17 protein-coding genes are annotated in these 24,669 nt (G+C 37.3%); 4 read left to right on the forward strand and 13 right to left on the reverse strand.

Features of this window, described 5'->3' with window-relative positions; all coding sequences use genetic code 11:
• Positions 1 to 65: 65 nt before the first annotated feature.
• A complete protein-coding gene (locus V6255_RS05565; protein WP_341627250.1) occupies positions 66 to 692 on the reverse strand; it encodes a LysE family translocator in 627 nt (208 codons plus the stop codon).
• Positions 693 to 903: 211 nt separating this feature from the next.
• On the opposite strand from V6255_RS05565, the gene V6255_RS05570 reads away from it, so the two are divergent.
• Positions 904 to 1,833: a LysR family transcriptional regulator gene (locus V6255_RS05570; RefSeq protein ID WP_341627251.1), complete on the forward strand. Its 930-nt coding sequence runs from the start codon at positions 904 to 906 to the stop codon at positions 1,831 to 1,833.
• A gap of 328 nt (positions 1,834 to 2,161) precedes the next feature.
• On the opposite strand, the gene V6255_RS05575 is transcribed toward V6255_RS05570, so the two are convergent.
• The 4 genes from V6255_RS05575 to V6255_RS05590 all read right to left on the reverse strand — a co-directional run bounded on the left by V6255_RS05575 (position 2,162) and on the right by V6255_RS05590 (position 9,848).
• Positions 2,162 to 2,755 carry a DUF6988 family protein gene (locus V6255_RS05575; RefSeq protein ID WP_341627252.1) on the reverse strand — a complete coding sequence of 198 codons (594 nt, stop codon included), beginning with the start codon at positions 2,753 to 2,755 and terminating at the stop codon, positions 2,162 to 2,164.
• A gap of 808 nt (positions 2,756 to 3,563) precedes the next feature.
• On the reverse strand, positions 3,564 to 5,159 hold the full coding sequence (locus V6255_RS05580) for a BCCT family transporter (protein ID WP_341627253.1): 1,596 nt from the start codon (positions 5,157 to 5,159) through the stop codon (positions 3,564 to 3,566).
• Between the two features lie 644 nt (positions 5,160 to 5,803).
• Positions 5,804 to 8,647 carry a TRAP transporter permease gene (locus V6255_RS05585; protein WP_341627254.1) on the reverse strand — a complete coding sequence of 948 codons (2,844 nt, stop codon included), beginning with the start codon at positions 8,645 to 8,647 and terminating at the stop codon, positions 5,804 to 5,806.
• A gap of 235 nt (positions 8,648 to 8,882) precedes the next feature.
• Positions 8,883 to 9,848, reverse strand: coding sequence for a TAXI family TRAP transporter solute-binding subunit (locus V6255_RS05590; protein WP_341627255.1), 966 nt, complete (start codon positions 9,846 to 9,848; stop codon positions 8,883 to 8,885).
• A gap of 414 nt (positions 9,849 to 10,262) precedes the next feature.
• On the opposite strand from V6255_RS05590, the gene V6255_RS05595 reads away from it, so the two are divergent.
• Positions 10,263 to 11,168 (forward strand): LysR substrate-binding domain-containing protein, encoded by a 906-nt coding sequence (locus tag V6255_RS05595; protein ID WP_341627256.1) that lies wholly within the window; start codon positions 10,263 to 10,265, stop codon positions 11,166 to 11,168.
• Positions 11,169 to 11,229: 61 nt separating this feature from the next.
• On the opposite strand, the gene V6255_RS05600 is transcribed toward V6255_RS05595, so the two are convergent.
• The 3 genes from V6255_RS05600 to V6255_RS05610 form a co-directional block, all read right to left on the reverse strand.
• Positions 11,230 to 12,102 (reverse strand): 3-keto-5-aminohexanoate cleavage protein, encoded by an 873-nt coding sequence (locus tag V6255_RS05600; protein ID WP_341627257.1) that lies wholly within the window; start codon positions 12,100 to 12,102, stop codon positions 11,230 to 11,232.
• Positions 12,102 to 13,436, reverse strand: a complete 1,335-nt coding sequence (locus tag V6255_RS05605; protein ID WP_341627258.1) for an aspartate aminotransferase family protein — start codon at positions 13,434 to 13,436, stop codon at positions 12,102 to 12,104. The genes V6255_RS05600 and V6255_RS05605 overlap by 1 nt, the downstream gene beginning before the upstream one ends.
• A 149-nt stretch (positions 13,437 to 13,585) precedes the next feature.
• Complete coding sequence (locus V6255_RS05610) at positions 13,586 to 14,917, reverse strand: D-serine ammonia-lyase (RefSeq protein WP_341627259.1); 1,332 nt, start codon at positions 14,915 to 14,917, stop codon at positions 13,586 to 13,588.
• A gap of 310 nt (positions 14,918 to 15,227) precedes the next feature.
• Here V6255_RS05610 and ushA point away from each other — a divergent pair, with 310 nt between their 5' ends.
• Positions 15,228 to 16,958: a bifunctional UDP-sugar hydrolase/5'-nucleotidase UshA gene (gene ushA / locus V6255_RS05615; protein ID WP_341627260.1), complete on the forward strand. Its 1,731-nt coding sequence runs from the start codon at positions 15,228 to 15,230 to the stop codon at positions 16,956 to 16,958.
• 122 nt (positions 16,959 to 17,080) lie between these two features.
• On the opposite strand, the gene V6255_RS05620 is transcribed toward ushA, so the two are convergent.
• From V6255_RS05620 to V6255_RS05640, 5 genes are all read right to left on the reverse strand, one after another.
• The gene (locus V6255_RS05620; protein ID WP_341627261.1) at positions 17,081 to 17,614 is read right to left on the reverse strand and encodes a DUF6436 domain-containing protein; all 534 of its coding nucleotides are present in this window, start codon (positions 17,612 to 17,614) and stop codon (positions 17,081 to 17,083) included.
• Entirely contained in the window at positions 17,598 to 19,064 is a 1,467-nt protein-coding gene (locus V6255_RS05625; protein WP_341627262.1) for a methyl-accepting chemotaxis protein, read from the reverse strand. The genes V6255_RS05620 and V6255_RS05625 overlap by 17 nt, the downstream gene beginning before the upstream one ends.
• Before the next feature lie 525 nt (positions 19,065 to 19,589).
• On the reverse strand, positions 19,590 to 20,981 hold the full coding sequence (eat, locus tag V6255_RS05630; RefSeq protein WP_341627263.1) for an ethanolamine permease: 1,392 nt from the start codon (positions 20,979 to 20,981) through the stop codon (positions 19,590 to 19,592).
• Positions 20,982 to 21,046: 65 nt separating this feature from the next.
• Entirely contained in the window at positions 21,047 to 21,880 is an 834-nt protein-coding gene (gene eutC / locus V6255_RS05635) for an ethanolamine ammonia-lyase subunit EutC (protein WP_341627264.1), read from the reverse strand.
• The gene (locus V6255_RS05640; protein ID WP_341627265.1) at positions 21,877 to 23,277 is read right to left on the reverse strand and encodes an ethanolamine ammonia-lyase subunit EutB; all 1,401 of its coding nucleotides are present in this window, start codon (positions 23,275 to 23,277) and stop codon (positions 21,877 to 21,879) included. Before V6255_RS05640 ends, eutC begins: the two co-directional genes overlap by 4 nt.
• 175 nt (positions 23,278 to 23,452) lie before the next feature.
• Between V6255_RS05640 and V6255_RS05645 the strand changes: the two genes are divergently transcribed.
• A complete protein-coding gene (locus V6255_RS05645; RefSeq protein ID WP_341627266.1) occupies positions 23,453 to 24,496 on the forward strand; it encodes a helix-turn-helix domain-containing protein in 1,044 nt (347 codons plus the stop codon).
• Positions 24,497 to 24,669: the final 173 nt, after the last annotated feature.

Raw genomic sequence — 24,669 nt, forward strand, 5'->3', positions numbered from 1 at the left:
TCAATAATAATTTCATCACTGATAACGCGTCGTCTAACATTGCTTCAAAAGTTCAGTTTAAATAATTATAAGTAAATTAATTTTGCTGCTAATAAACACAAACATACCCCCATAACTCTTTCGATCCAGACCTTTAAGCCATATATTTTATTAGCTAACCTTTGAGACGAGAAGAAAAAAGCTACAATGCAAAACCAAATAAGATGGGCTGTCGCAATAATAGAACCAAATAAAAATTGAATGAAATAAGGCGTTTCAGGGGTAACAACTTGAGTAAATATACTTAAGAAAAATAATGTTGTTTTAGGGTTTAAAGCATTTGATATGAACCCAGCTCTAAATGATGCGGTATTTGATATTAATGGCTTATCTGAAATGCTGTTAGGTATTACTCCATTATTTTTAGCAGTTAGGCACTTGACCCCTAAGAAAATCAAATAGGTAGCTCCTGCGTATTTAATGAAGTTAAAAAGTATCGCTGTTTGAGATATTATAAGTGCGATACCAGCTAACGAATAAGCAACATGCAACCAAATAGCACAAAAAATACCAAAGGCACCAATTACTCCTGATTTTCTCGAATACAATAATGAGTTTCTTGTTATTATAGCGAAGTCTTGACCAGGACTAATAACCATAACTACAGAAATACTAATAAGTAATGATATTACTGGCATATATTCAGCGAACATAACTTTTCCTTATTTATTTTTCTTCTTTAAAGTAAGAATTAACATGTAATTAAAAGATTCTTTTACTTTATTACCTAGTGAGATTTCTGAAACACTATGCATAACTTTTGTTCCTCTCCATTTATAAAACTCTGACTTTTTATTCTGTACAAAAGGATAATTTATGAGGAAATTAAAACAATATAACGATTCGTATAAGGACTTATGCAGAATGAACACAAATAAAATGCTTCCATTATTAGCAGATATGGCAATTTTTGTTACCGTCATCGAACAAGGGAATTTTAGTAAAGCAGCTAAAAAATTAGGTGTAACACCCTCAGTAGTTAGCAGAAAAATCAGTCATTTAGAGGATGCTTTAGGTATAAAATTATTGCAACGTACTACACGCCAGCTTTCATTAACAGAGTCAGGAAAGGTTACTTTTATAAACTGTAAAGAGATGGTAAATGCTGCTGAACAAGCAATCAGTGCAAGTACTTCAATAACTTCAACAGTAAGTGGATTATTAAGAATATCTGCGCCTAAATCACTTTCTAATGAAGTATTGCGACCTCTCTTTGTCGAGTTTTTAAGTCTATATCCTAATATCCAATTACACCTTAAAGTTACTGATCAGGTGTTAGATCCAATCCACGATTCGATTGATTTCTTAATTCATATTAATGAGCAGCCTATTGAATCTCTAGTAAATATTCAACTAGGTAGGGTTGAGCAAACCCTATGCGCCAGCCCAGAGTACTTACGAAATCACACAGCACTTTTGCTCCCAGAAGATTTAAAAAAACATAGTTGTCTTTGTTTAGGGGAAAATGCAAATGATAATAGATGGAGATTTATTAATAAAAATCAGCAGGTAACAGTACAAGTAACTGGTCCCTATTTAGTTAATCATAGTGAAATGCGTAGAGATGCTATTGAGCAAGGTCTTGGTATTGGAGCATTACCTGATTATATGGCTATACAATCAATTAAATCTGGTAAGTTGATACCATTATTAAATGATTGGTCACTACAAGGTAATTATAAAGGAGAGATCTGTCTCCAATTTGTACAAAGTAAATACATGCCCAATAAAAATCGGATTTTTATTGATTTTATCAAGCAAAAGCTACTAACTACAAAGGTTAAAAAAGGTTAGGTATGTAACCTTAAATTTCATAAACTACCAATTCAAGTTATGCACTTATGATCTGAATCCAAGTCATAAAATAATGCGGTTTCATTTTTAATAAGTCCACGATTAATAGTAGGAGCTAATTGATAACTACAACTGAGTGTCCTCTATACCAAATATCCTCAGATGGTAATAACTGCTTAGCTTCAAATTCAATTTATTCAAAAAACTCTTCGAGGGTCATACTTACCTCATTACAGTTAACGCCTCAATAATAAATGAGCCAAATGTGGCGGACGATTTGCTCCGTAAATGGCATGGCATGTTTGGCGAATCTTAATTTATTGACTTGTTATGGTGACTTTTCAATGATTTCAAAATACTTCGTAGAAAGTGTATCTGATAGTTTTGGCTGTTCTATAATAAAACAAAAATCAAGGATAGATAGTAATGACAGTTTACTTGATTCTGTCAATATCCATAAAGAATGCTCCAAAAGGTTACGCCCTGTGACTTCATCGCCTTGAGTGCGAGCTGAAACTTGGAAGAATCCACCGTGAGTATAATCATTCATAGCTTTCCATTTCCCAGTTTTGTAACGCTTCAAGGCACCATTTTTATAGCCTTCCGTGTTCTCAACATCTCTTATCAATACATTAACCTTTAGATCCAAGTCCTTACCATCGATAAATTTTTTTATATCAGTGTCAGTAGCACATCGAAGAAACCACACCCCTCGTAACAACGCTTCAAACTGGCAGCGAAGAAGAGCAAAGGACGAACCAAACAAATTACATTTAGCTAAATTCAAAATTGATTGGTGGTGCTCTAAACTCAAATGCAACAGCCCCATTGCAACTCGTCGTCTTCCATTAGGCTCAAAACTAACGCCATCAAGTTGGAGTTGATAATATTTAGACCAACTTTCAAAATCTTCAATATTCATATATCACCATAATAGCGTAACTAAGCTGAATCATTCCGTATTAACAACTGAAAGACAAAATAGTTTAATTTGTTAAAATATACGCTTCTACAACATAAAAACAATGTGTTAAAGCAAGTAATCAAAATAAAATCATGTGGACAGATAGAATGATTCTGTATTAACAATAAAAAATATAGAATAGAAGACTAGCGCTTTAGAAAATTAAATAACCTGAGAGGGAAATACTGCCGATAGGCATGAAATAATTATTTTATCGATGAATTTAATATAAATGAACCATTACCTCTACCTCACAATGTGCCTCTTAGCGACCTAGAAAATTAAAAAATTGTCGTGAATATACTCAAATAAGAAACATAAGATAGATCTAGATATTAGCTTTGAAGTTAGAGATTAATGCAGCCAATTTGAGTGATAACTAAAACCCGATCCGCCTAGTACACCTTTTAGCTTTAGATTATTTAGACTAAAATCTAAAAATAATCGTACGCCTATAGCTCTCCCAAAAAACAACAGAATGACAACAATAGACTCAAAATAAGTTTAATCCTACATAAGCGAGATAGAGAAATGAGGTGTAGGTAAATGCTTTATAAAATATCAATTAAAAAATTAACAGCCTATAAAAAAGACCGTTATCAAGCTTATTACTAAAATGGCATCTAGGCATTTTCATTCCTTCTGAAATATAATCAGCCATAAATTAAAAAACTCCCTTATACAGAGTACAAGAGAGTTTCATTATAAAGCCCCAATATCAGCTAAGCACTTGCTTTTGGGCTTGCTTATAGAGTTACTTTTCTTTTTATTTAATCGCTGCTTTCGGTTTTTCTACTTCAGTGAGTAATCCTTTCACCAAGCTAACGCAACCAAGCAGTAAAATGATAGTAAAAGGCAGTGCTGCGATGATAGTAATTGATTGTAATGCTTGAATAGACTGGGTTCCACCAATCCACAACATCACCATGGCGATCAAACCAGATATAACAGCCCAGACTATTTTTTGTTTCATTGGCACTTCTAACTTACCACCTGCAGTCATGCTATCGATAACGATAGAGCCAGAGTCTAAAGTTGTCACAAAGAAAACGACAATCAGTACCACTGCGATCACTGATAAAATATCACCAATCGGGTAAGCGTCTAACATATAAAAGAGGCTTAGTGATACATCGGTAATACCTTGTTCTGCACCTAATAAACCAACCTTATCAATGATTTGCTCAATCGCAACACCACCAAATACTGACATCCAAAGTGTTGTCACTACAGTAGGGATAACCAACACGCAAACAAGGAACTCACGGATCGTACGACCTTTGGAAATACGTGCAACAAACATCCCGAAGAAAGGTGCATAAGCAACCCACCACGCCCAATAAAATACAGTCCATCCATGCAACCATGTTGTATCGTCACGGCCCGATGCTTGGCTTAAAGGTATTATATTTTTCACATAACCAACCACAGCTGTAGCCAATGAATCCAGTACAGTTGTGAAATTCAATGCAGCAATTAACCCAAGGAATATAAAGGCAATAACCATATTGAGATTACTTAATAACTTAACACCTCCGTTCATGCCACGTGTGACAGACAGAATAGCTAAGCCCATAATCAACACAATAATAGACTGCTGAAGATAAATACTATTTTCAACACCAAACACATGGCTAATACCGCTAGCTGCTTGCGTGCCGCCTAAACCAAGTGACGTTGCTAAACCAAATAAGGTCACTAATACGGTCATGATATCAATAATATCACCCGTGATTCCCCACACTCTGTCACCTAAAATAGGGTAAAAAACAGAACGCATTGAGAGTGGTAAGCCTTTGTTATATACAAAATAAGCTAAACAAAGTGCGGTCATGCCATAGATAGCCCAAGCGTGTAGCCCCCAATGGAAAGCCGTAGCGCCTAATGCAAGTTCACGAGCTTCTGGCGTAAAGGCTTCAACGTTTAATGGAGTCCCATACCAGTTGGTGAAGAATGCGGTAGGCTCTGCCACCCCCCAGAAAATTAATCCAATGCCCATGCCAGCAGCAAACAACATTGAAATCCATGACATTGTTGAATAATCAGTCTTGGCGTTATCTCCGCCCAGTCTAATTTTACCTAAAGGTGAAAATGCAATGACAACGGCAAACAGCAGTAACGCGTTTGCTCCCCACATAAAGAGGAAGTCGAAATTAGAAAGTACAGCCCCTTTAATTGAATCAATGCCTGCTTTTGCAACGGCAGGATCTAGCATTAATAATGTGACTATAAAAAGAATAGATAAGCCAACGGAAACCGTAAAAACGGTATTATGGACATCGAAGCCCCATTTATTGATGTTATCCTGACCAACTTGGTAGTCAGTGGAATCAATACTATATTTGTTCGATTTAAATTTCATAAACGACGGTGTTTATCTATTCGCATTAATGAATAGAAAAACCTACTCCATATTTAATTAATATTTTATTAACTAGTTCATACCATAAAAAACGATGGTCAAACTGTGCCTATTAAAATGAGTTTAGGCATCATGCTAAGCTCAAGTGGCGCACTCTACCATAAAAGTCTGTATTAACAGATGCTAACTATCTTCCTGAGTAAAATAGCAAAATAGATAGATAAATTAAAAGAAGAAAAATTTAAAAAGGTAAATAACAAGAAGTATATAAATAGAAGGGATAATACCAATCTAAGTAATTATCTAGTCATTTATGCTTGTTAAAATGAATGCTTAAATAGACCATTTATTTATCCAGATTGGGATAATTAATCACGTTTTAAGCTCATATTTGTTACGTTAGCTTTACACGCAAAATGAGCTTAAAAACAATGTTTAACTTGTCATCGTCTGTCGGGGAGTTAATCAAAAGATGTTGGTTAGTGTGATTGTATATACCCGTTACCATTCAAGGTACAAAATTCAGCAAGCGGTGAAATAATTCTAGGCAGAAAGAAGAAAATCTAATGGATATCAATAGCATAATCAATATAAGCATCCGTCATCGAAAAATTGATGACGAGTGCTTATATTAACCTAATGCTTTATGCGCTAACGGTTTGGCTAGTACCTTTATTTGTATTGCCTAATGCAGGATCATCCTTGTCACGACGTCGACGTTGTAGTCGAATAATCAGAGCAAGCAATAATAATGCAGGTATAAAGAACCATTGTTTAGCAGGTCGTACTACAGGCACACCTACATCTACAATAATTTGGTCGAAGTCAAAGCCAACTTTCTCAGCCGTACTATCAAAGCCAATACCATCGACCATGATTGAACCATCGCTCTGAGGAAGTAACTCTAAGCCATAGTTTTCGACGCGTTCTTCACCTGTTGCGCCTTCGCCTACTTCCATCAACATAGTTAATGTGACTGGGTCACCAACGTCATTTTGACCGTTCACTAAAATACGAAGTTCAGTACCTGGCTCTACTTCTGACATAACGTTCACAAGCTCAGTACCAGGTCGTTCGTCGTAAGGTGGAATAACATAATCTAACCAGAATCCAGGACGAAATAGAGTGAATGCAATAATTAATAATGCAAAAGACTCCCATAGTCTTGATTTAGCAACAAAGTAACCTTGCGTTCCGGCTGTAAATATCAACATTGCCATGGTGGCGATAATAAATATTGCGATCCCCTCCATAAAGGTGACATTCATCAGCAATAAGTCGGTATTAAAGATAAACAAGAAAGGCAGTAATGCGGTCCGTAGTGAATAGAAGAAGGCAATAAAGCCGGTCTTAATAGGGTCACCTCCAGATACCGCGGCGGCGGCAAAGGAAGCTAAACCCACCGGCGGTGTTACATCAGCCATAATACCAAAATAGAATACAAACATATGCACTGCAATAAGCGGTACAATCAGGCCATTCTGCTGCGCTAAACTAACAATAACAGGCGCGAGTAAAGAAGAAACAACAATATAATTAGCGGTGGTTGGTAAGCCCATGCCTAAAATTAGACTAAGAATACCAGTCCATAATAGCATCAGCATAATGTGCCCCATCGATAAAAACTCAACGAGAGCAGCTAGCTTTAGACCAATACCTGTTTGCGATACAGCACCTACGATAATACCTGCCGCAGCTGTTGCGATCGCAATACCAATCATGTTTTTAGCACCAGTAATTAAACCATCGACTAACTCATTAAAGCCCTGTTTAACCATACCTGATGTTGATTTTTTGCGGAAAAATGCAAACAGATGACGTTGTGTTAACAGAATAAATAACATCAAAGCTGTTGCATAAAATGCAGAAAGCCCAGGTGATTTACGTTCAATCATTAAACACCAGATCAAAACAACAACAGGCAGTAAGAAATGTAATCCTGATTTAACCGTTGGTCCGACTTCAGGAAGACTTAACACTGGAGAATTTGGATCATCCATCACCAAATCAGGGTAAGCAGAGCTAATTTTAGCTAGCACAACATAGGTAACAAGCACCAGTGCAGCTATCGTCCAAAACATAAAATCAGGCGCGATAAAAGATTTTAAAATGCTAATTAAAAAGAATAATCCGAAGGCGCCAATCACCATATTACCTAGTACAATTGCACCAGTAGAAATGGTTTTAGCAAGCTTATCTTTGCTTGTGTTAGCTTTTAATTTTTTAAATATGAAATACTGAATTGCTATCACGGCTAACACACTGCTTACTCTTGCAGCAGGCGTTGCTAAGGCTTCATAAAGCTCTGAAAGGTAAAAAGCACCACCAGCCAGTGCAATGATAGGTAATAGTGTCATTGCCCATGAAATCAATACGTCTTTCGCTGTTTTACTGGTATCTTCTCGAGTCAGACCTTGCATGTTCAGTTTCACAGCTTCTAAATGAACAATGTAAACTAATGCAATATACGAAATAATCGCAGGTAAGAAGGCATGTTTTACAACATCAAAGTAAGGAATATTAACGTATTCAACCATTAAGAAAGCAGCTGCTCCCATTACTGGCGGCATAATTTGGCCATTTACTGATGAAGCAACTTCAACCGCTCCTGCTTTTTCGGCAGAGAATCCAACACGTTTCATCATTGGAATAGTAAAAGTCCCTGTTGTCACTACATTGGCAATAGAAGAGCCAGAAATAAGCCCTGTCATGCCCGACGCAACAACGGCTGCTTTTGCTGGGCCACCACGAAGATGCCCCATCAAAGAGAAAGCAACTTTAATAAAGTAATTACCCGCACCAGCACGGTCTAATAATGCACCAAATAATACAAATAAGAACACTAGATCGGTTGAAACACCTAATGCAATACCAAATACACCTTCAGAAAATAACCACTGGTGATCCATTACGCCGCCAAATGACGACCCTTTCCAAGCAATCAGCTCAGGCGCATAAGGCCCTAAAAAGGTATAACCAAGGAAGATCATCGCAACAATCATTAAGGGCAGACCCAATGCACGCCTTGTTGCTTCTAAAAGTGTCAACATACCAACAATGGCGACACCAATATCGAATGGTTTGGGTGCACTTGGGCGATCACTCAAACGCATGCCAAATAAGCTATCAACAATCATTGAGTCAGCAATCAGTGGATAAAGCGCACAAAGACAGGCAATAATTGCTAACGCCCAATCGGCCATCGGTATTTTATTTCTTGATGAGGCTTTAAATGCTGGGTAAGAAAGAAAAGCTAAGAAGATAGCAAAGCCTAAATGAATTGATCTTGCTTCACCACTTGAAAACACACCCCAACCAAATGTAAAAGGTAAAGGAGAGGCTATCCAGATCTGAAATAATGACCAAACTAGTGCAACACCAGTTATCAGTTTTACTATTGATTTACTGCTTGGGTTTCGCCCACCCGTGTCGGTAGAAGCAACAAGATCTTGCAGTTCCTCATCGCTCATTAACGTTTTTTCAGTCATCAGAAATTTCCTATTGATACGCATGTCTCTGCGATTTTTTAAAATTAAACCACTCTATATGATGCGTGTTTGATGCTTTTAGATTGCTTGTATTTATACCCAAACTACTTCGAATACTACTTCGAGTTAAAGTAGCTTGGGTATATTTTCTTTTAAAATGTTCTTTTAACGCCGTATTTTTAAAACAATACAGCGGAAGTATCACTACTTCCGCTGTATTTAATTTACTGGGGAATTACATCCAGCCTTTTTCTTTGTAGTAACGAACTGCACCGTCATGAAGAGGTGCAGATAGATTTTTCGTGATCATATCGCTCTCTTTTAGGTATGCAAACGCTGGGTGCATTTTTTTGAAACGCTTAAAGTTTTCAAATACTGCTTTAACCATTTGGTAAACCGTTTCTTCATCCGTTTTAGTTGAGCTAACAAACGTTGCAGCAACACCAAAAGTAGCCGTATCTGTATCTGTGCCATTGTACATGCCAGCAGGAATACTAGTCATTGCGTAATATGGGTTATCAGCAGCTAGTTTTTTAGCCACTGCATTATCAACAGGGATTAAGATAGCATCACAAGACGTTGTTGCTTCTTTAATTGAACCGTTAGGGTGACCAGCAGTGAAAATAATAGCATCTACTTTTCCGTCACATAACGCGGCTGCTTGTTCTGATGATTTAAGTTCTGAAGCGACTGCAAAGTCACTCATTTCCCAACCCATCTTAGCCATCAATACTTCCATTGTGCCACGTTGACCAGAACCTGGGTTACCTACGTTTACTTTTTTGCCTTTTAGATCATCAAACGTTTTAATGCCTGAATCACTACGAGCAACTACCGTAAATGGTTCTGCATGTACTGAGAAAACAGCACGTAATTCTTTAAATGCGCCATCAGGGAATTGATCTGGCGCTGTACCGTTGTAAGCATGGAATTGCCAATCTGATTGAGCAACACCCATATCTAAATCACCAGATTTAAGGCCATTGATGTTAGTAACTGAACCACCTGTTTTATGTGTACAATTGATTTCATGCTCAGCTGTACCTCTGTTAACTAGACGACAAATAGCACCACCAACCTGATAATAAACACCAGTTTGACCACCAGTACCGATAACAACGTGCTTAGTTTCTGCAAAAGCAGATGTTGTCATTAACGTTGCGCCTACAGCAGCCGCCATAGCTAATTTTTTAATAAACATATTTAACTTCCTTTTAGGTTTTATTTCAGTGCTACTTTCCTATATAGGCAAGCAAGAATCAAGCCTACCACTTAAAATATGTGGCCTCTCAAACACTTACTTACTTAACTGATTTAAAATTACACATAGTGATTGCTAATCAACCACTTAAAGTGTGTTTTTTTGGTGCGTTTTTTACTTTTTTGCAACAAAATAGAGCAATATATTTTAAGTATTAATTTCATTTTTGAGAGCTTAAAATTTTAATCTTTGAGCATCATGCCCATAGATTGATATTATCGTTAATTAAACACTGTCATTTTCTCTATTAAATCAATTAAATTACCTATTATCTTTTTGATAATACAAAATTGATTAAACGACTTTTAAAAACTTACCTGTGCTTTATTAAATACAATACTTAGGAGAATTTCTGTGCTCAATGAAACTACTTTACCATCAATAAAAGCATTACGAACTTTTGTTGCAGTGGCAGATAATATGAGTTTTTCTAAAGCTGCACAGGAATTATTTGTGAGCCAAGGCGCTGTCAGTAAAAACATTTCAGCGTTAGAGAAGCAATTAGGGCAACCACTTTTTAACAGACGTTTAAATGGAATAGAGTTAACCAGTGCAGGAAAACAATATCTACCCAAAATAATTGAAGCGCTTGAGATTATTCAATACACAACTGAGAGTTTAGTATTGATAGATCAAGTGGAAGAAGTACTTTCGCTAAATGTGACACCTTCATTTGCAAGCTTATGGCTCATTCCTAAAATCGAACAGTTTTATGAGTTAAATAAAAACATTCGAGTCAGAATAAAAACCGGCGATGGCATTATAAAAAAAACCAATGGAGAAAGTGATATCGCAGTCCGTTGTCTTGCTGCATCGACACATTATGAAAACGCGACATTGCTAAGAAAAGAAAAACTCGTTTTAGTCGCCTCTCCTCAATTACTTGAAAAAAGTCCGATAACAACCCTTGAAGATATTCAGCATCATGCCTCTATTTTTCATATTACTCGTCCGCAACTCTGGGAACAGTTTAAAAAACAACAAGGTTTAGTCTATAACAGCATTTACAGTTGCACAGGGTTTGAACATTTTTATATGTCACTAGAAGCCGCTAAGGGTGGGTTAGGTTTAGCACTATTGCCCGATTTCATGGTTAACAAATTAATAGAAAATAATGAGCTGGTAAATCCTCTTAACATGTCGATGGAAACAAATTATGCATATTATGTTTTTGTGCCTAGTTATCGATTATCTTCAAGAAAAATTTATGAGTTTAAGAAATGGGTAACAGAAAGTTTAGGCGATGACAGTGCGCAATAAGCCCATTGTTGATGATAAGAAAAAAGAGAGCAGGCTATAAACCTGCGCTCACACTAACTAACTAACTAAGCAAAGCCTCTCGGAAGCTTTTGGCATTATGTAAGTTGATATTCAATAACCCTGTTACCGCTTTAATATCTAAGACTTGTTGAGCATTACTTTTTGCCATCAGCCCTTGGCTATCAAAGTGATTATTCTCAAACCCTACTCGAACATCTCCTCCCATTAACATCGCACTGATCAAACACTTTTGTTCTTCAGGGCCAAAAGCACAGGTCGCCCAACGTGTATTTCCCGTTAACAATTGCTCACTAAGAAAGGGCGCTAAATCAGCTGGCGTGGATCTCAGTTGTTTATGATAACGGCCTAGCACTAATAAAATATGATGATTTTTATTAGGCAATATTCCTTGCTTAATCAATGAAAAGTAACGCTGAACATCTTCCACTGAATAAAGAATATATTGCGCAATAATGCCACTGTCATTTACCCAATGAAAAAACGTTTCTGCGACTGATAAATATGAATCGTCAGGCACCAATTCTTTAAGTGCAAAAGAAGCGGCTTCAGGCACTGTTTCACGAATTAATTGCATCTGATGTGGCGGTTGATATTGACCTACGGCTTCGGTTGTTAATTGAACAATAATACTGTCACCAACGGCTGCTTTAACCGCTTCAAAGGTTGATAAATTGTCATCAATTTCGAGAGAATGTAAGCCATTTTTATCCCTTGCATGTAGATGAACCATTGCAGCACCAGCATCTCTACAAGCAATGACATCATTAACGATCTCTTCAATAGTCACAGGCAAAGAGGGGTGATCTAATTGTGTTTTTCTTGCGCCATTGGGGGCGACTATGATCGCAGATTTCTGACTGTTCTCATGCAGATCTACATCTAGTGTTGCATCTGATTTTTGTCGTTCTGCCATTATTTTGTCCAACCATTTGCAGCTTCAATTAAAGACATTTTTAATTTACTCACTAACTCATCTAATTGTTCATCGTTAATAATAAACGGCGGAGCAAGTAATATATGATGCCCTTCTCGGCCATTAATGGTGCCCGCCATTGGATAACACATTAATCCATTTTTCATGGCTAGCTGCTTAACTACTTTATTGGCTTCAGTGGCCGCTGGTAAAGGTGTTTTAGTTAATTTATCAGCCACTAATTCAACACCAATAAATAACCCTCTCCCCCTTACATCACCGACATAATCTAAAGGCAATAAAGCTTCTTTTAATTTACGTTGTAGCTTCTCGCCTTGGCTAACCACTTTCTCTAATAGATTTTCTGAGAGAATCGTTTTAATGGTGGCTAACGCAGAAGCACAAGCAACTGGATGCGCCATAAAAGTATGCCCATGCTGAAAGAAACCACTGCCATTGGCCATTGCATCGTAAATTTTATTGCTCACCACAACGGCACCAATTGGCTGGTAACCTGCGCCAAGTCCTTTCGCAATCGTTACTAGGTCAGGCACAATATCATCTTGCTCAAAGGCGTAAAAAGTCCCTGTACGGCCAATGCCACACATCACTTCATCAAGAATTAACAAGACATCATATTTATCACAGATCTCACGAATACGTTTAAAATAGCCAGTCGTAGCAGGTAGTGCGCCAGCCGTTGCGCCAACAACTGGTTCAGCAACAAATGCCATCACATTTTCAGCACCCATTGCTAATATTTTACTTTCTAGTTCATCAGCAACACGATGGGAGTAAGCTAGCTCAGTTTCACTTTCTCGTTGGTCGCGATAGGCATAACAAGGAGAGATATGCTCAACTTCTGCCAATAAAGGCCTAAAGTTTTCTTTTCGCCATTCATTACCACCGACTGCAAGCGCACCTAACGTATTACCGTGATAGCTTTGACGTCTCGCAATGAATTGTGTTTTATTAGGTTTACCTATTTCAACAAAATACTGACGGGCCATCTTCAAAGCAGATTCCACCGCTTCAGAACCACCACTCACAAAATAAACATGATCAAGATTATCAGGCGCTAAGTCTGTTAGTAACGTTGCGAGGGCCTCACTTGGCTGATTAGTAAAAAATCCAGTATGAGCGAAAGGAATAGCTTCAACTTGCTCAATAATAGCTTTTTTAACCGCTGCATGACTGTGACCTAAATTAGACACCGCAGCCCCACCACAACCATCCAAATATTTTTTACCTTCAGTATCAAATAAATAAACGCCATCACCTGAAGAGACAGTAGGAAGTTCAGCATGGCAGTGACGATGGAATAGATGAGTCATTTTAATAAACCTTATGTGATGGCCGAATAAATAAGAAGAGATATTCATCCTTTTTTATTCATTTTACAAAGGAATTAAAATTGAGGGGTATGAGCAAGAGGAATATCTTTACTCATATTAAACATAACATAAAAGCGATAAGGCTTTAGCTATAAAGCAGACTTTGCAAGATACGATGCCATCTCTTTTTGTGGCACCATGCCACCGCCAGTAGCCCAGACGAGATGGGTGGCATTTCTCATTTTGACGTCATCAAAACCAAGACGCTGTTTATATTCTTTATTTTGTGTGACGATAATCGGTCCAATCACGCCAGCTAATGCTGAAGGCTCTAATTGAATATTTTCTAATTGGTTCATATCACCTAAGTGACGATACATACGCTGATCTGAAATAGTGTAATAACCATCTAATAATCGCTGCATTGCTCTGCCAACAAACCCTGAAGCACGCCCTACCGCCAGCCCATCTGCAGCGGTAATATTATCTATTCCAATATCTTGCACTGAAATAGCATCTTGTAATCCAGTATGTACACCTAATAACATACAAGGTGAGTGTGTCGGTTCAGCAAAGATACAATGCACGTTATCGCCAAAAGCCATTTTCAAACCAAAAGCAACTCCGCCAGGTCCACCACCGACACCACAAGGTAAATAAACAAATAACGGATGCTGCGAATCAACGAGAACCTCCATATCCTCAAACTGTTGCTTTAAACGTTCGCCAGCGACAGCGTAACCAAGGAACAGTGTTTGTGAATTTTCATCGTCAATGAAGAAGCAATTAGCATCACTTTCAGCTTCTTTACGCCCTTGTTCGACCGCTATGCTGTAATCTTGTTGATACTCCACCACATTCACTCCATGAGCACGAAGCTTATCTTTTTTCCATTGGCGTGCATCAGCAGACATATGGACAGACACCGAAAAACCTAATTGAGCACTCATGATGCCAATAGACATGCCTAAATTACCCGTCGAGCCTACGGCAATGCGATATTGGCTGAAGAATTCTTTAAACTCATTTTGACAGAGTTTACTGTAATCATCTGACTCTTTTAATAATCCCGCTTTGATTGCTAACTTTTCAGCATGAGTCAGTACTTCATAAATGCCACCACGCGCTTTAATTGAACCAGATATAGGCAAGTGACTGTCTTTTTTCAACATCAATTGACCTTGAATAATGGCCCCATATTCTTGCTCTAATTTTACTTTCATTTTAGGAATGCTAACGACATCAGATTCGATAATGCCATGGTTCACAGCTGTTTCAGGAAATGCGCTAGATAAATAAGAAGCGAACCGATTAAGCCGATCACTTGCCTCTTTAATGTCATCTGCATCCAGCCCAACATAAGGCAAACCCTCCTTTAAACTGGTAATGTTTGGATTAAACCAACTTATTTCTTTCAGTTCAATCAACTCAATAAGCAAAGGGTACTTACTAATCAGCATTTTTATATTAAATGTATTCATGTCCGTTCCTGATGTTAATGATGACGAATGAAAGTATTTAGTGATCAACGTTCATATCAAAATACTCATAAAAAGGTAAAAAATAATAAAAATTTAAAATAAATGGTGCATATTCAAATAACTATAGGTAGTTTATTTCAAGTAGTTGACTATTCGGTCAGCTTGAATGCCACTAATATTATTAAATTTACTTGTAATGTTAGATTTTAATTAATCTGTCATCTTGCATGCGTAAATTTACTGTAATCGATAATACTATCGAAATTAATATAAATAATAATAAAAGCATATGAAAATATAAGGGAAAATCATGTTAAACAAAAAAGTAAACGGTATTACTTGTGCCTTACTAGCAGCAGGCATTTTATCTGGATGTAATAGTGATAGCACTGACAGTACGGACATAGAAGTCCAAGAAAAAGTAACATTTACGATATTACACACTAATGATAACCACGGTCGTTTTTGGCAAAATGATGACGGTGAGTACGGTATGGCAGCCCGTAAAACGTTAATCGACACAATCCGCGCAGAAGTAGAAGCGGAAGGCGGTGTTGCATTAGTATTATCAGGTGGCGACGTTAATACAGGTGTACCTGAATCTGACTTACAAGATGCTGTACCTGATTTTATTGGTATGAATAGAATTGCATACGATGCGATGGCTGTCGGTAACCATGAATTTGATAATCCACTTCAAACATTAGAAATGCAAAGAGATTTAGCTAATTTCCCAATGCTTTCGGCGAATATTTATAATGCAGATAATAGTCGTTATTTTGATGCTTATAAAACCTTTGATATCAATGGCGTTAGCTTAGCATTAATTGGCTTCACGACAGATGACACAGCAAAACTATCAAACCCAGAATTTATTGGAGATCTAACCTTTACTGATCCTCAAGATGAAGCGCCGGCATTAATCAATGAACTTAGAGCTGATGGTGCTGATATCGTAATGGCCGTAACACACATGGGTCACTATGCTGATGCTGCAAATGGTAGTAATGCACCGGGTGATGTTGCACTAGCGCGTTCATTAACTGAAGGTCAACTTGATGCGATTATCGGTGGTCATTCTCAAAACCCTGTCTGTATGGAACCTGGTGATAATACTGCTTACGCTGACTTTACCCCTGGTGATGATTGTGTACCTGATCAACAAAATGGCACTTACATCATGCAAGCACATGAATGGGGTAAATACGTAGGTCGTGCTGACTTCACATTCGAAAATGGAGAATTAACATTAGATAGCTATGCATTGATTCCAGTTAATTTAAAAGAAGAAGTTATAGTAGTTGATGAAAATGGTGAACCTGAACTTGATGAAAATGATGAAGCAATAACTGAACTAGTATTTATTAAAGATGAAATTACAAAAGATCCTGAATTATTAGCTGAATTACAGTTTTATCAAGATCAAGGTTCAGCAAGTTTAGATGAAACCTTAGCAACATTAACTGGCGACCTGAATGGTGAGCGTGCTGATGTGCGTAGCAAGCAAACTAACATGGGTCGTTTAATTGCGATTGCTCAAAGTGAAAACGTCAATGCTGATTTTGGTGTGATGAACTCAGGTGGTGTACGTGCGTCTATTGCAGAAGGTGATATTACTTACCGTGACGTATTAACTGTGCAACCTTTTGGTAATACAGTGACATTAGCAACCATGACCGGTACAGAAGTTAAAGAGTACTTAAGTACTGTCGCAACGTTCACACAAGGTGCAGGTGCATATGCTCAAATCACCGATGTTAACATGATAGTCGACTGTACTGCTGGTTCAGTAGATATCATTAGTATTGGTGACAAAGACTTCTCTGAAACAGATGAATACACTTTCTCTATCCCAAGCTTTAACGCTGCAGGTGGTGACGGTTACCCTGAACTAGAAGTGATTGATGGCGGTACGGTTGATGCAGATGCTTTACAAGCATTCTTTGTAGAACAAGGTAGCATTGTAGCAACTGACTATGATCCGATTGGTGAGATTGTTTACGCTAACTCTACAAGCTCTGAGGGTTGTGTTGCAGAGTAAGTGATTTAAAGCGCTTAACGTGTAAAGTCATTACTGAATTAAATCGATAATAAATAAAAGCCTCAATTTTAATAAAATTGAGGCTTTTTCACTTCTTCGCTTCTAGAACATTTCAAATACCATCACAAGTTACAATAACAACCCGATGCGTCACTTAAGATTAAATCCGAACGATAACCTTTGCCATAATTGTTCATCACTGTTTCAACGTAACCATTAGACTCAGTACAAGCTAGACCAATTGAATAAGGGCCCAAATAGAGTAAATCTTGTGTATCACTCACAATCATTATGGAAGGTGTCGAAGGGATAATAGTTGATAGTTTTGCAGGTAAGTTAACGTTAATAATCTTAAAACCCGTTAACCCCGCTTGTTCATTAATATCTTTTTTATGTGCTTCAGAATATTGTGTACAAGAACAATGGTCACTAGTGAAATGAATGATCGTATCACTTAGATCGACATTGTTAAGTTGCACTATTTTTCTCAACTCCTGCATCACAAAAACACTATTTTGACCTGTTAGCTTTTCTTCTGGATCGTAACTGACTAAACGACTACTAATAAAATAAATAGCCGTCACGACAGTAAAAACAAGCCATACAATAAAAACCATATAGTGAAAATGCGTGATTTTACTATTTGAATCTTGCAATGCTTGCTTCTAATAATGTAACTGAATGAGATATGTTATCGGCTTCTTGCGCTAACATATCTACTTTTTTAGTATCATCTCTGCTTAGTGAACTCACTTTCTCTGTGCTTTGTGCAATATCATTGGTCGCTATAGATTGTTCTTCAACAGCCGCAGCAACCGAATGAGCTATATCATTAGATAATGAAACTAATGAAGAAGCATTAATGATTTCTTTATTAGCTTGTCCTGCTACAGAAATAACAACATCGACAGCATCAATGCATTGAACCATAGATTGAGTAGATGATTGTGAATGGTTAGCAAGTTCTACTAAGGTTTCATTAACTCGTTGTGTACTATCTTTAGTTCGGTTTGCAAGCGCTCTAACTTCATCTGCAACTACGGCAAATCCACGCCCTTGTTCACCTGCTCTAGCAGCTTCAATGGCAGCATTAAGTGCTAATAAATTAGTTTGATCGGCAATACTAGTAATCTCAGATAAAACCTTAGTAATTACATCACTTGCATTAGCTAAAGCAGTTATTTCAACACTGGTTTTATTTAATATCCCTGTAAGCTCGGCATTTTGAATATTTATTTCATCAATATAGTCATTCGCTTTTTGTGTTGAGGACGTTGCATCTTTCATCTGATTACTTAACTCATTAGTGTCCCTTGCTATTGAAGCAACAGTCACTGCCATTTCTTCCACCGATGAGGCAATATTTTCAGTTTCTGCTTGTCTGTGATTAGCTGAAACTTCAAGCTCAGTCTTAGCTGAAATGAGATTATTAGAATTAACGATGAAATCATTCGTTTGATTCTTAACACCCGTAACTACATTATCAAGTACCGTTAAAAGCTCATTGAACCCTTTCAATACAATATTGTTATTAGCATTAGCTCGTACTTTTAAGTCAAGTAAGTTTTCATTTTCAGTTAATATTTTTGTTACTCGCGCTAATTCTTTTCCTACTTGGCTATCGTCGTATAATATTTTTGCAATATATCCAGCAATAATAGCTTCTACAACAGCGTAAACAGCATGAATAATAACGGTCGAGAAAAATAATCGATCTAAATCAAATATATAAACACCAGAGCCACTTACTTGTAAAAAGTAAAAAGAGAGATGGTGCACTGCAATTAATAAAGTCGCTGAAATAAACACTTTCCAGTCGCTAAAAATAATTAGAATGGCCATTAATATAAATATTTCAAAATGGACTTCTATCAATCCATTCATTTGGTGTATATGTAAACAAGCGAAGATCATCGCTGCTAATGCAGAAGCATGTTTTGTTAATGTTGCATTAGGTGCACTTTGCAACAGCCATAACGGAACTAACATGGCAGGCAAACCTATTAATATCGCTTCCGAAAAAGTCCCATAAATAAAAGCGAGTCCGATTGACTCAACAAATAATAATACCAGGATACTCGAAAACGCTTTATTTACTTTATTCATTATTCACCTTTGAATATTCAATACAAAAATGCACACTTAATTAATATGCTCAAAAAGGAAGCGGATAATACGGTAAAAAACATAATATAGATCATTTAATCGTCATATATTACCTAAAAATGATTAAAAAATATAAAGTTCGATCATAGTTCACACATGACGTATTGATTAGTAGAAGTAGGTATTAAAGCGAAGAGTAGATATTTAGCAATAAATTCAGAGAGTTAAAAAACGTTGTTAATAATACCAATCACAATAAACAGCTTATCTATTTTACTTGTGAAAACAGCTCATTTCCTCGTTGTAAATTTCGTAAAAGGGACTGTCATTAAAGAATTAACCTCTTTTGGTTAATTCTCCGATAGACGATTAACGAAGTTAATCTTCGAAAGGCTCAATTACGCCTTGAATTGAGCTGTTTTTTCAGCTCAAAATGTAGATAACATATTTAATATAATCGGTATAAAGTTAAAACCTACCTTATTCAGGCAGGTTTTTACTAGATGATAATTTATCTGTTAAATATTAATTAGTAACGAGCTCATCTTCAGCGCGAGATAACATAGCAAACTCTTCTTCAGCAGATGAAGCCACTAGGTTATTTCTACCAATTAAAGCGTAATAAAGCATGCCAATAACAAATAGCACCAATGTAAAGTAGAAAGCTCTTACATCGTAAGCATAAACACCCGTTAGTGCGATTAAAGACAATACGAATGAAATACCAGAAGTCACCACACCGCCTGGAGTTTTGTATGGACGGTTAAGGTTAGGTTGTTTAATACGTAATAATATATGGCTACCAGACATCATTGCGTATGACACTGTTGCACCAACAACCGCCATTGATAACATTAGATCTCCTTCACCCGTAAGTGATAATAGGAAACCTAATACGCCAGGAACGATCAATGCACGTACTGGCACTTTACGTTTGCTCGTCAAAGATAATTTTTGTGGCAAGTAACCTGCACGAGATAATGCAAATACTAAGCGGCTATACCCATAGATAATAGAGAAAAATGACGCTACTAATCCAGCTAAACCTAATACATTAACCATAGTGGCAATATTTGGGTTACCTGTCATTTTTAATGCATCAACTAACGGTACAGCACTACCTGCAGTTACTTGTGCACCAGCAGCACCTGCCACTAATACAACAACAAGGATTGCAGTGAATAATAAGAAGATCATCGCAGCAATAATACCTTTAGGCACATCTTTCGCTGGATCTTTTGCTTCTTCCGCAGCAAGCGGTACACCTTCAACAGCAAGAAATAACCACATTGCAAAAGGTAACGCAGCCCAAACACCGTAATACCCCATTGGCAAGAACTCTGTACCACCAGCTGAAGGTACGATATCAAATAGATTATCTACATTGAACTCAGGTAATAAAACAATACCTGTTGCTATGATTGCTAATACCGCTAACGCGCTGATCACCATCATCACTTTTAATGCTTCACCCGCACCAAAGATATGGATACCGACAAAGATAAGATAAAAAGCAGCATAAACAAGCGGACCATCAAGCCCTAGTAGTTCATTAACAGAAGAACCAATGAAAATAACAATGGCAGCAGGTGCAAGCGTATATTCAATCAATACCGCTAAACCTGTGAGATAACCACCCGCAGGCCCCATTGCTTGACGCGCAAAACTATAACCACCACCAGCAGCAGGGATCGCAGCTGACATTTCAGCAAGTGATAACACCAATGTTAAGTACATAATGCCCATCAGTACTGCAGCAATAACAAAACCACCCCAACCTGCTTGAGCAATACCAAAGTTCCATCCTGCGAAATCACCAGAAATAACATATGAGATCCCTAAGCCTGCAAGCAAGATCCAACCTGCTGCTCCCTTCTTTAATTGTCTTTGAGCAAGATACTCTTCGTTATTAGACATAATACTTCCTTTTTTATTTTGGTTAGATAGTTAAAATTAATTGTTATATATGAAGCAATAACGGCTTAAACCGTTAAGCAAAATTGTTGTGTATCATCGGTATCAATCAATGAATCTTCAGAACGATCTTTTAAATTCACCCCTGTTAGCTCAAGACGATGGGATTCAGTTAATAAATAATGTCCTTTATGTACCGCAGCTTGATACTTCAAGCCTTCAGGGCGAATATTTGAAATGCAATTGCGTAATGAATCTTCAATACCGCGTTTAGCATTCCATGTTAGATACATTCCCATACTGTCAGGCGAACTTAACCCTGGTCGCTCACCAATCAGGAGTACAACTTGTTTAGCATTCAAGGCTTCACAAACATCGTCTCCCACTGCAACTCGGCCTTGTTGAACCACACAGATAGGTGCGATATTTAATTTTTTGTTGGGCTCTTCATTGAGACGACTAATAAATAGTTCTATAAAATTTTTGGCATGGTGGCTAATAGCGTAAGAAGATAAACCGTCAGCAAGCACAAACACTAAATCGTAGCGGGCACCTGTTGCTGGTTGTAAAGAAGAAATAGATTGTTCATCCAATTGGCGCCCTAAATCGGGACGTTGTAGATATTCCATACGGTCGCGCGCTTTGCTATGAAGCTTTTGTATTGGTAAATAAGGTTTTAATATTTCGGACTGTTCAAATTGTTCACATAATTTATCGACATCGAGTGGTACATGAACTGCATCAATAGCTTGCGCATGAGAAAGCTGAAAACGTAGTAGTTCTGATGTTGGAAGACTCGTGCCAACACGGCCTAATCCAATACGAGCATCAGTAAACTGACGTAACTTTTCCCACGGGTCTTTATGTACTATTTTTGAGTCATTAGGTTTAATATCACTCATGAAAGCTCCTTGATCATGTTTAATGGATGAGCAAAGCGATCAGGCAATGTGTTACTTAATTGAGTAAGGTTATCAGCGGGTGCGATTTGCATTTTTTTAAGCCACTGATCAAATTCAGGTGCAGGACGAAGTCCTAATACCTGACGAGCATAAAGTGCATCATGAAATGAAGTCGTTTGGTAATTAAGCATGATGTCATCGGAACCAGGAATTCCCATGATAAATGAACACTCCGCAACACCTAGCAGTGTCAGTAAGTTATCCATATCATTCTGATCGGCATAAGCATGGTTGGTATAACAAATATCACAGCCCATCGGTAAACCAAGTAGCTTCCCACAAAAATGGTCTTCTAAACCGGCACGAATGATTTGTTTGCCATCAAAGAGATACTCAGGACCAATAAAGCCAACCACTGTATTAACTAATAATGGTTTAAATTTACGAGCTACCGCGTAAGCACGAGTTTCACATGTTTGTTGATCTACACCGTGATGACCGTTAGCAGAAAGTGCGCTACCTTGGCCAGTTTCAAAGTACATCACGTTATTGCCGACCGTTCCGCGTTTTAATTCTAATGCGGCTTGATGAGCTTCATTTAAGATGTTTAGATTTACACCAAAACCTTGGTTGGTCGCTTCTGTGCCACCAATTGATTGAAAAACAAGATCCACGGGGGCACCCAGCTCTATCGCTTCAATGGTGTTTGTCACGTGAGTTAATACACAAGACTGCGTTGGGATTTCATAATGTTGGATAACATCATCCATTAGCTTCATTAATTTCACTGCTTGTGAAACACTATCCGTTGCTGGGTTAATACCTAATACAGCATCACCATTACCGTACATCAAACCATCAAAAATGGTTGCTGCAATACCGTTGACATCGTCTGTTGGGTGATTAGGTTGTAAACGTGTCGATAAGTGTCCTGGTAGGCCAATCGTATTGCGAAATTGAGTAATAATATTGCACTTTTTAGCGACCAAAATAAGGTCTTGGTTGCGCATTATTTTACTCACTGCAGCCACCATTTCAGGTGTAATACCTGCGCGAATACGTTTGAAATCAACTTCAGTTGTTGTTTCTTGTAATAACCAATTACGGAAGTCGCCAACGGTTAAATGAGAAATTTCCGAAAATGCTGCTGCATCGTGTTCATCAATAATAAGACGTGTTATTTCATCTTTTTCATAAGGGATAAGTGTTTCTTCGAGAAACGTTTTTAACGGTAATTCTGCCAATAACATTTGTGCTACTGCACGTTGCTCTGATGAAAGAGCTGCAACACCGGCTAGTTGATCACCTGATCTCATAGGTGATGCTTTTGCCATCAAATCGGCAAGATTATCAAATCGATAAAGATGGCTACCTAGCTGATAGCGATAATTGGACATGTTAAGTACCTCAAAACATTAAATTCGGCGCAAACTTTGCAGACTAATTACACCGTAAACTGCGAGGATCGTTCCAACTGAATAACGCTATTGCGCAAAATTAAATAACTATTTAAAACAACAAGTTAAATAAAAGTCGCCTCAAATTGAGGCATAAATGATAAAAGGCGGAAAAATGGGTTTTATAAAGCAGCACCAAGGTAGTACCGCCTCTGCACTAGAGAGGTGCAAATCATTTACTTTTGATGTTAATCAACAAGCAGAAAGCTTAATACAATGGGAACAACGCTATAACCAACACAGTAGCGGTACATTCAGCGGTTATTTAGATGAATTAAAGTTAGGGGGGATTCACTTCTTTGAAGAGTTCACTAATCGCACATTACAACAACAATGTTGTGTTAAGCACGATAACTTATGGCTTGGTTTTTCGTTACAACCACAAAGACCCAAAATAAATAACAGTGAGATTATTGGAGGGCAATTAATGACACGTCCTTCAGGTATTGAATTTGAGCTGATAACACCACCAGACTTTCATATTTACGGACTAGTGATCAATAAAAATAGTCTCAGTGAAGAGATGATTGGAGGAGATAATGATCTATGGCAAAACCAAAGTCATACTATGCAGGCTTCACGCCCTAATCATTATGTGAGTTATGAACTAGCGAAATTGATTAGTTTATTATTGAATAATAATAACTCACCTATGGGAAGTGATAGTATTTTCGGCGATGAGAACCCTGCTCGATTATCCAGGTTAACGCCACTTATTACGTCTAAAGTAGCAGATTTATTAACACAAACAGAATATGGTTTTAATGAGGTAAAAGTAACACAACAAACCACTCAAAGAGTGATTTCTGATATTACTCATTACATTAAAGAAACAAATAGCTACCCTCTTACTATTACTGAACTATGCCAAATAACCAATGTCAGTAGACGAGCACTACAATATTGCTTTGAACAAGGTTTTGGCATGTCGCCTATTCAATACATAAGAGACTGTCGTCTTAATGAAATAAGAAGACTTTTATTAAACGCGGATAATGAACTTGGCATTGCAGACCTTGCCCTTGATTTTGGTTTTTTTCATATAGGCACATTCAATGCACAATATAAGTATTTATTTGGTGAAACGCCCTCTCAAACTATAAAACGTTCAGTGACTTATCAAAATCCTATTATTAGCCAAAATACATCGAATAAATGATGTTTAGTATTGAGATATAGTATTTATCTAAGCTAATCAGTACAACCAAAATGAATAAAGCCAACTCAGTTTGTAAAGGCGACTATTTGTAAAAGAGAGTCATCGAGAAAAGAGAGTTATTAACAAGAACGAATGAAAATATTAAGTCTGTTACTCCCAACAATAATTGCTCT

Source organism: Psychromonas arctica (assembly GCF_038155225.1).
Taxonomy (GTDB): Bacteria; Pseudomonadota; Gammaproteobacteria; order Enterobacterales; family Psychromonadaceae; genus Psychromonas; species Psychromonas arctica_B.